The organism is Actinophytocola sp. (assembly GCF_035634895.1).
Taxonomy (GTDB): domain Bacteria; phylum Actinomycetota; class Actinomycetes; order Mycobacteriales; family Pseudonocardiaceae; genus Actinophytocola.
On record NZ_DASQCC010000154.1, the window covers coordinates 1 to 7,701 of the forward strand.

Annotated in this window: 8 protein-coding genes; all 8 read left to right on the plus strand. The window is 70.8% G+C overall.

The features are described from left to right. On the plus strand, positions 1-1,158 hold a 1,158-nt coding region (locus tag VET29_RS23405; protein ID WP_324924024.1), incomplete at its 5' end, for an alginate O-acetyltransferase AlgX-related protein. An 86-nt stretch (positions 1,159-1,244) separates the two neighbouring features. Then, positions 1,245-2,984 carry a hypothetical protein gene (locus tag VET29_RS23410; RefSeq protein WP_324924026.1) on the plus strand — a complete coding sequence of 580 codons (1,740 nt, stop codon included), beginning with the start codon at positions 1,245-1,247 and terminating at the stop codon, positions 2,982-2,984. 12 nt (positions 2,985-2,996) lie between these two features. After that, positions 2,997-4,010, plus strand: a complete 1,014-nt coding sequence (locus VET29_RS23415; protein WP_324924029.1) for a glycosyltransferase family 2 protein — start codon at positions 2,997-2,999, stop codon at positions 4,008-4,010. Next, the gene (locus tag VET29_RS23420; RefSeq protein WP_324924031.1) at positions 4,007-4,711 is read left to right on the plus strand and encodes a class I SAM-dependent methyltransferase; all 705 of its coding nucleotides are present in this window, start codon (positions 4,007-4,009) and stop codon (positions 4,709-4,711) included. Before VET29_RS23415 ends, VET29_RS23420 begins: the two co-directional genes overlap by 4 nt. Continuing rightward, positions 4,704-5,651: a lysylphosphatidylglycerol synthase domain-containing protein gene (locus VET29_RS23425; RefSeq protein WP_324924033.1), complete on the plus strand. Its 948-nt coding sequence runs from the start codon at positions 4,704-4,706 to the stop codon at positions 5,649-5,651. Before VET29_RS23420 ends, VET29_RS23425 begins: the two co-directional genes overlap by 8 nt. 10 nt (positions 5,652-5,661) lie before the next feature. Next, positions 5,662-6,774: a methyltransferase domain-containing protein gene (locus VET29_RS23430; RefSeq protein ID WP_324924035.1), complete on the plus strand. Its 1,113-nt coding sequence runs from the start codon at positions 5,662-5,664 to the stop codon at positions 6,772-6,774. Positions 6,775-6,829: 55 nt separating this feature from the next. Beyond that, entirely contained in the window at positions 6,830-7,438 is a 609-nt protein-coding gene (locus VET29_RS23435) for a hypothetical protein (RefSeq protein WP_324924037.1), read from the plus strand. Then, on the plus strand, positions 7,423-7,701 hold a 279-nt coding region (locus VET29_RS23440), incomplete at its 3' end, for a hypothetical protein (protein ID WP_324924039.1). The genes VET29_RS23435 and VET29_RS23440, both read left to right, overlap by 16 nt.

A 7,701-nucleotide genomic window follows, 5' to 3' on the forward strand; every position in this document is an offset into this window, starting at 1 on the left:
GAGATCGAGAACCACAGGCTCGCCTCCTTCCCCGGCGTGACCGACGGCTGGGGCCTGTTCACCGGCCTCGACGACTGGGCCACCGACGCGCTGCCCTTCCGCGGCGGGGCGGTGAACGCGACCGACTGGATCAGCGAGACCTTCTTCGGCGAGCCCGCGCCCTTCGACCAGGGTGGCGGCGGCGGGCCCACCGGTCCGCTGCCGGGCAGCCCCACGGAGGACCAGCCCCAGCAGGACCAGACCGACCCCACCGAGGGCGAGACCGACGGCTCCGGCCAGGCCGGGTTCCGCGACGTCGTCAACGGCACGGACGGCTGGATGTACTACGGCCGGGACACCCAGTCGAAGTGCCGGCCGATCCAGCCGCTCCAGCAGACGGTCGCCGGGCTGCGGAAGCTGCGGCAGGCGGTCGAGGCGTCCGGCCGCGAGTTCGTGCTGGTCCTCGTGCCGGACAAGACCACGATGGTCCCCGAGCACCTGCCCGACACCTACCCCGGCAAGGACTGCGCCCAGCCCGTCACCCCCGAGCTGTGGCAGCAGTCCATCGGCATCGCGGGCGCCGTGGACATGCGGCCCCGGCTCGCCGCGGTGGCCGACGAGTACAACAAGCCCGTCTACTACCCGCAGGACACCCACTGGACCTCCGAAGGCGCCATCGAGATGCTCAGGACGGTCAGCGACGAGATCCGGCCGGGCACCACGAGGTCGTGGCAGGTCCAGCGCAAGGACACCGCCAGCGTCCAGGCCGACCTGCCGCCGCTGATCGGCAAGAAGGGCCAGAACCAGGTCGTCAACTACCGGCTGCGGCCCGACGGGCGCTACGACCGGGTCCGCAAGAACACCACCGACCTGCTCAACCCGCGACACTTCACGTCCAAGCAGCTCAAGGGCATGATCAGCCAGCCGACCGCGGTGCTCGGCGACTCCTTCCTCGTCGGCGCCTCCGGGTACCTGCCCGCCGCGTTCTCGGACGTGACCGTGCAGTACTACCGCGGCGCCGAGAACCGGCCGGACGACGTGATCAAGACCATCACCGACAGTGAGGTCGTCGTGCTCGAGGTGGTGGAACGCAACGTCGCGGCCGGCGCGGTCGCGGTCATCGACCAGGGTTTCGTCGACAAGCTCGGCCCCGCGTTGGCCAAGCACCCGATCCGTTAGGAACGCTCGCCGATGGGGCCGCGCGACGTCCACACGCCGCACTTTGACATGGTATTCGGCGTAACACTCGCGCGGAGGAATGTGACGTGACTAGCACGGTGACGAAGAACTCGGCGGAGGATTCAGCGCCTGACCAGCACGTCGACGCGCCGGAGACGGATCGGACGGACTGGCTCGCGCGGCTGCGCAGGTTCGGCACGACGACGTGGTTGGCCCGCCTCGTCGAGCTACTCGCGCTCATCCCGGCGGGCGCGATGACCCTCGAGGTCGCCAACGCGTCGAAGCTGCACTACGTCGACTACTGGTACGCGATCGTCCGGTTCGTGGACCTGAACGGCTCGCTCAACTTCGGCGGCCTGTTCAAGGCCTCCAACGAGCACCTGATCGCCATCCCGTCGCTGATGTACTACGGCGACGCCACGCTCGGCGGCGGCGACCAGCGGATCCTCGGCTACGTCGACATCCTCGTCGCGATCGCGACAGTGGTGCTGATCCGGTTCGCGATCCCGAAGAGCCTGCCGGCCGTGGTGCGCGCGTCGATCGTGCTCGCGGCGTCCGCGCTGATCTTCAGCCTCCACGGGCTGCACAACTTCACCCACGCGATGAGCGGCGCGGCCTGGCTCACGGCGAACCTGATCTCGATCGGCGCGCTGCTGTTCGGGGTCAAGGGCAAGTGGTGGCCGGCCTGGGGCATGGCGCTGCTCGGCAGCATCACCTACGGCACGGCGTTCGCCGCGTGGCCGTCGCTCGCGCTCATCGCGATCATGCGCCGGGAGCCGATGTGGCGACGGGTCCTGCCGCTCGTCGTCGGCGGGGTGATCGTCGTCGGCTGGATGTCGGTCAACCACAACGCGGCCGGGTCGGGCACCGAGAGCGACATCGGCACCGCGATCTTCGGCCTGCTCGCGGTGCTCGGCCACATCTGGGCGGCCAACAACACGGGCTTCGCGGTGCTCTCCGGCGCGGTCATCCTCGGCTGCTACGGCGCGCTGGCCACGGTCAAGGCGGCGCGGACGCCGGAGCTGCGGTTCTGGTGGGGCCTCGCCTGCCACGCGTTCTTCGGCGGCGCGATGATCGCCGTCTCGCGCATCGACTTCGGCCTCGACTACAGCCAGCACAGCCGCTACACCTCGGTCTCGGTGCTGATCTCGCTGCCCCTGCTGGTCATCGCGGGCACGGTCGTGCACTCGTTCGTCGGGCGGCACTGGCGCAAGCTGGCCGTCGGGTTCGCGGTCGCGGGCGTCACCGGGTTCGCGCTCGGCGTGCCCACCGCCGACGCGGTGCGGACCGAGGACATCGACCACGACATCCAGTCGGTCGCCCTGCGGGCCGGCTACCTCAACGCGTTCGGCTGGGCCCTGCCGCCCGCCGGCCACCAGCTGGTGCCGCGCCTGGAGGCGCTCGGCCACTACCCGTTCAACGACAGCTTCACGCTCGGTTGCGGCGGCCCCGAGCTGGGCGATCACATCGATCTCGGCGGGGCGAAGGAGCTGACGCTGCCGACCGGCGGACGCACCCCGGTCTCGCCCGTCGGCACCGTCGACAAGGTGCAGGCCGAGCCCGGTGCCCAGCTCGTGTGGGGATGGGTGACGGGCGTGAAAGACCCGGTGCGCTGTACCGTTCTCGTCGACTCGACCGGCAAGGTCGTTGGTGGGGGCGTGAGTGACCGGGTTCGTTCGGACATCGCCCAGCAGTACCTGGGCATCAACGCGGACACCGGGTTCGGCATGGTCGGACCCGACGACCCGGACCTGCGTGTCGTGGTGATTCTGGAGAGCGGCGCGAAGCGCTGGATGCCGGCGAAGGTCAGCGACGACCAGGACTGACGAGGACCAGAAGTGAGTATTGAACGAGAAGTTGACGTCAGCGTCCTGATACCCGTCAAGGACGAGGAGCAGACGCTGACCACGCTGGTCGGCGAGATCGACGCGGCCTTCGCGACGCTGCCGGAGACCGGCTACGAGATCATCTTCGTCGACGACGGCAGCACCGACACGAGCTGGCAGGTCATGACCCAGCTCGCCGCCGGCAATCCCCGGGTGCGCGCGCTGAAGCTGCGCCGCAACTTCGGCAAGGCGGCCGCACTGGCCGCCGGCGTCGACGAGGCCCGCGGCGACCGGCTCGTCACCATGGACGCCGACCTGCAGGACGACCCCGCCGAGGTGCCCCGCCTGCTGGCCGAGCTGGACGACGGCGCCGACCTGGTGTCCGGCCACAAGGCCGACCGCAAGGACCCGCTCGGCAAGCGCATCCCGTCGAAGTTCTTCAACAAGATGACCGGGGTCATCACCGGCCTGAAACTCAACGACCACAACTGCGGCCTGAAGGCGGCCAAGACCGAGGTCTACCGCCGCGTGCCGCTGTACGGCGAGCTGCACCGCTACATCCCGGCCCTGGCGCACCAGACCGGCTACAACGTGCGTGAGCTGGCGGTCAACCACCGCGCACGCGAGCACGGCAAGTCGAAGTACGGCCTGGAGCGGTACGTCCGCGGCGCCATCGACCTGCTGACGGTCATGACGATCACGAAGTACGGCCGGCGGCCCGCGCACCTGTTCGGTGGCCTCGGCCTGCTGTCCGCGCTGCTCGGCTTCGTCACGCTGGCGTACCTGACCGTCGTGAAGCTGTTCGGCGGCCAGGCGATCGGCGACCGGCCGCTGCTGATGCTGGGCATCCTGCTGGTCATCCTGGGTGTGCAGCTGATCTCGATCGGGTTGATCGCGGAGATCGTGCTGCACCGGACGGCCAACCGGCGTGAGGCGACTGACCTCATCCGGGAACGGACGCCCGCGGAACCGACCGCCCGGGATGTGGTCCTGCCGGCGAAGACGACTGAGAAGGTTGAGGCATGAGCGGCCTGCGTGGTGCCTACGTCACCGGGGTACGAACCGTCCGTAAGGCGGTCGACAAGACCGGACTGCTGAGCAGGCTGGAGCACAGCGAGTCGTCGAAGGCCCGGCACGTCCGGACGCTCTTCTCGATCTTCGACGCGGACGAGATGGTCCGGATGGACCTCGCCTGGTGGAGCTACCCGGCGATGCGCCGCGTCGACGAGTTCCTCGCGGAGCGGCCCGGGGCCCGGATCTTCGAGTACGGCGCCGGCGCGAGCACGGTGTGGCTCGCCAAGCGCAGCGCCCAGATCGACAGCGTCGAGCACGACACGTCGTGGGCCGAGTCGGTGAAGAAGATGCTGGCCGACACCGGCAACGCGAAGCTGCACGTCGTCCCGCCGACGGCGGCCACCCCCGACACCACCGTGCGTTCCGGCCGGGTCGGGCACACCGACCTCGACTTCGCCAACTACGTCTCGACGATCGACGAGGTCGGCGGCCCGTTCGACCTGATCGTCGTCGACGGCCGGGCCAGGGTGGACGCCTTCCGCCGCTCGCTGGACCACCTGGCCGACGACGGCGTGGTGGTGTTCGACAACATCAAGCGCAAGCGGTACTGGGACGTGCTCTCGGCCATGCCGGGCCTGCGGATCGAGCTGCTCAAGGGCGGCACGCCGACCCTGCCGTACCCGACGACGACCGGACTGATCTGGCGTGACTAGCGAGCCGGCGGCGCCGAAACCGAGCCGGCGGGCGGACCTGCTGGCCATCGGTTTCGTGGTTGTCGCCGTCGGCGTGGCGGTCTGGGCACTGCGGAACGACTTCCCGTCCATGATCGACGCGCTGGGCCGGATCGCCTGGTGGCGCCCCGTTCTGGCGTTCGCCGGCATCGTGCTCGGCCTGCTGGCCACGGCGGAGGTGTGGAAGCACTGCCTGGCGGCGCTCGGCTCGCCGGTGTCGTCGGGGGCCGCGCGGGAGATCTTCTTCCCGGCCCAGGTCGGCAAGTACCTCCCGGGCTCGGTGTGGCCGTTCCTGGCACAGATGAAGTTCGCGCGCGAGCGCGGCGTGCCGGGTGGCGCGGCGTTGCTGGCGGGATCGGTCTTCCTGGTCGTCCACACGGTCACGTCCGTGCTGGTCGGGGCGTTGCTGCTGGTCAGCCAGCCGGACCTGGTGAGCCGGTTCGGCTGGGCGGGCGTGTGCGTCCCGCTGGCCCTGGTGTTGCTGCATCCGAAGGTGATCAACTGGCTGGCCCGCAAGCTCGCGAAGCGTTCCGGCACCAGCCCGCCGGTGCTGCGCTGGTCCGGCCTGGTCCGGCCGCTGCTGTGGATGCTGCCGGCCTGGGTCGGCTACGGCGCGGCCGGCTACCTCCTGGCCGCCCCGTTCACCGACTCGGTGCTGCGGCTGGCGGTGGTCTGCACGGGCGCGTTCGCACTCGGCTGGCTCGTCGGGCTGCTCGTCTTCCTCGCGCCGGCGGGCGTCGGAGCTCGTGAGGCGGTGCTGATCCTGGCGCTGACCCCGCTCCTGGGCGCCCCAGCCGCCGCGACGGTCAGCCTCATGCTGCGGGTGGGTCACACGACGGCCGACCTGGCGCTGGCGCTGTGCTTCGGGCTGGGCAGGGCACGCCGGGACCGGCATGCGAGTACGGAGTTGGCAACCCCCTAGTCTTGCCGCCATGGCAGTGGACCGGCTGAAGTCGACGTGGGAGAAACTGGGGAAGGCCGACCCGCTGTGGGCGGTGCTCACCGATCCCGAGCGGCGACACGGCGGCTGGCAGGTCGACGAGTTCCTCGCCACGGCGGCGCAGCCCGTCGCACGGGTGCGTGAACTGCTCGACGACGCCGGCCTCTCCCTCGGCGACAGGACGCTCGACTTCGGCTGTGGCGCCGGCCGGCTGGCCAACGCGCTGGCCGAGCACGTCAAGGAGGTCGTCGGGGTCGACATCGCGCAGTCGATGATCGACGAGGCCAACCGGATCAACCAGTTCCCGGACCGGGTCGAATTCGTCGCCTACGACGGCCACCGGCTGCCGTTCGAGGACGAGTCGTTCGACTCCGTGGTCAGCCTCATCTCCATCCAGCACTCGCCGCCGGCCGTGCAGCTCGCCTGCCTGGTCGAGCTGCAGCGGGTGGTCCGGGACGGCGGGGTGCTCGTCTGCCAGATCCCGTTCCGGCCGAGCAGGCCGGAGAACCTGCCGCAGACGGCCATGCGCGCACGGATCGAGCTCGTCGAGGTGCCGAGCCCGGTGGGTGTCGGCCAGGCCGCGCCGGTGCGGGCCCGCGTGACCAACGCCGGCGACCGCGTCTGGCCGGCCGGGCGGTTGATCCGGCTCGGCAACCACTGGCTCCGCGACGGCGAGCCGGTGCGCTGGAACGACGGGCGGGCCGACCTGCCGCACGACCTCGCGCCCGGTGCCTCGGTGGAGCTCGAACTGCCCGTGGTCGGGCCGGACGAGCCCGGCGAGTACGAGCTGGAGCTGGACGTCGTGCAGGAGGCCGTCGCCTGGTGGGCGGAGGCCGGGAGCGAGACCGTCCGCACCGGCGTGACCGTCGTCTCGGGAACCGTCGTCGAGGTGCCCGCGCTCAGCCCGCAGCAGGAGCTGGTCGTCGACCCGCGACCGGCGCCGAGGGGCCGGGACGACGGCGGGATGGAGATGTTCGGGATGGACTCGAACCTCGTCCGCCTGCTGTTCACCCACTGCGGCTCGGAGATCGTCAACATCGTGCCGGACGACATGGCCGGCGCGGAGTGGGAGAGCTTCACCTACATCGTGCGACGAGGTTCCTGAACTGTTACGGCCACCGTCCGGATCTGACGGTGGCCTGTTGGAGAATGTGCGTTCGATGCGCATCGTCTCCGTCGTTCTCGTTCACGTGCTGCTCGTGGCTGTCGCCGTCGTCGCGTTCGTGGTGTGGGGCACGGGCGCCGACCCGGCACGGGCCAGCAGGCAGGTCACCGTCCCGGACCTCGACCGCCGGCTGCCGGACAACCCGGAGACGCTCACGCTCGTGCGCCCGCCCGGGGTGCTCGTCACGGACACCGCCAGCATCAGGTCCGGCGTCTCTCCCGAAGTCCTGCCCGCCGCGGAGGCCGACGTCCTCACCGGCGCCGGCGTGGTCGTGGTCCACGCGTACGTCACCCACGAGAACGGCGTCGTCCTGGGCCTGTGGCAGCTGTCCATCCGGGACGGCCACGACCCGCACACGGCGCTGCGGGCGATCGACGAGCTGTACGCGACCGGTGGCTGGGCCCCGGCGCCGACCGCGGCCCGGGGCGTGCTGGTCCGCGTGCAGAACCCCGCGCGGGGCCAGCCGTACACCGGCTACCGCGCGCACTACGTCCGCGGGCGCAACCTCATCCGGATCGAGGCCTACGGGACCGACCGGGCCAGGGTCGCCGACGCCTTCGCCGCACTGGCGACGAGACAGCTGACGCAGTGGCCGTCGCGGTGACCCCCGCCACCGGGACGGCGCCGGTCACGCTGCTGCGGGCGGGCGCCGCGGTGCTCGGCACGTACGGGTACGTCCTGGGGCTCCTGCTCGCCCGGCACGACCTGAACCCGGAACCGGTCGCGACCATCCGCGTGTGGCTCAACCGGCCGCTGGGGCTCGGCGAGGACTTCGGCCCGTTCGCGGTCATGCTCCTGCTGGCCGCCGCGGGTCTCCAGCCGAGACGGCTGGTCCAGGTGGGCCTGTCGGTGCTCGCCACGGTGTGC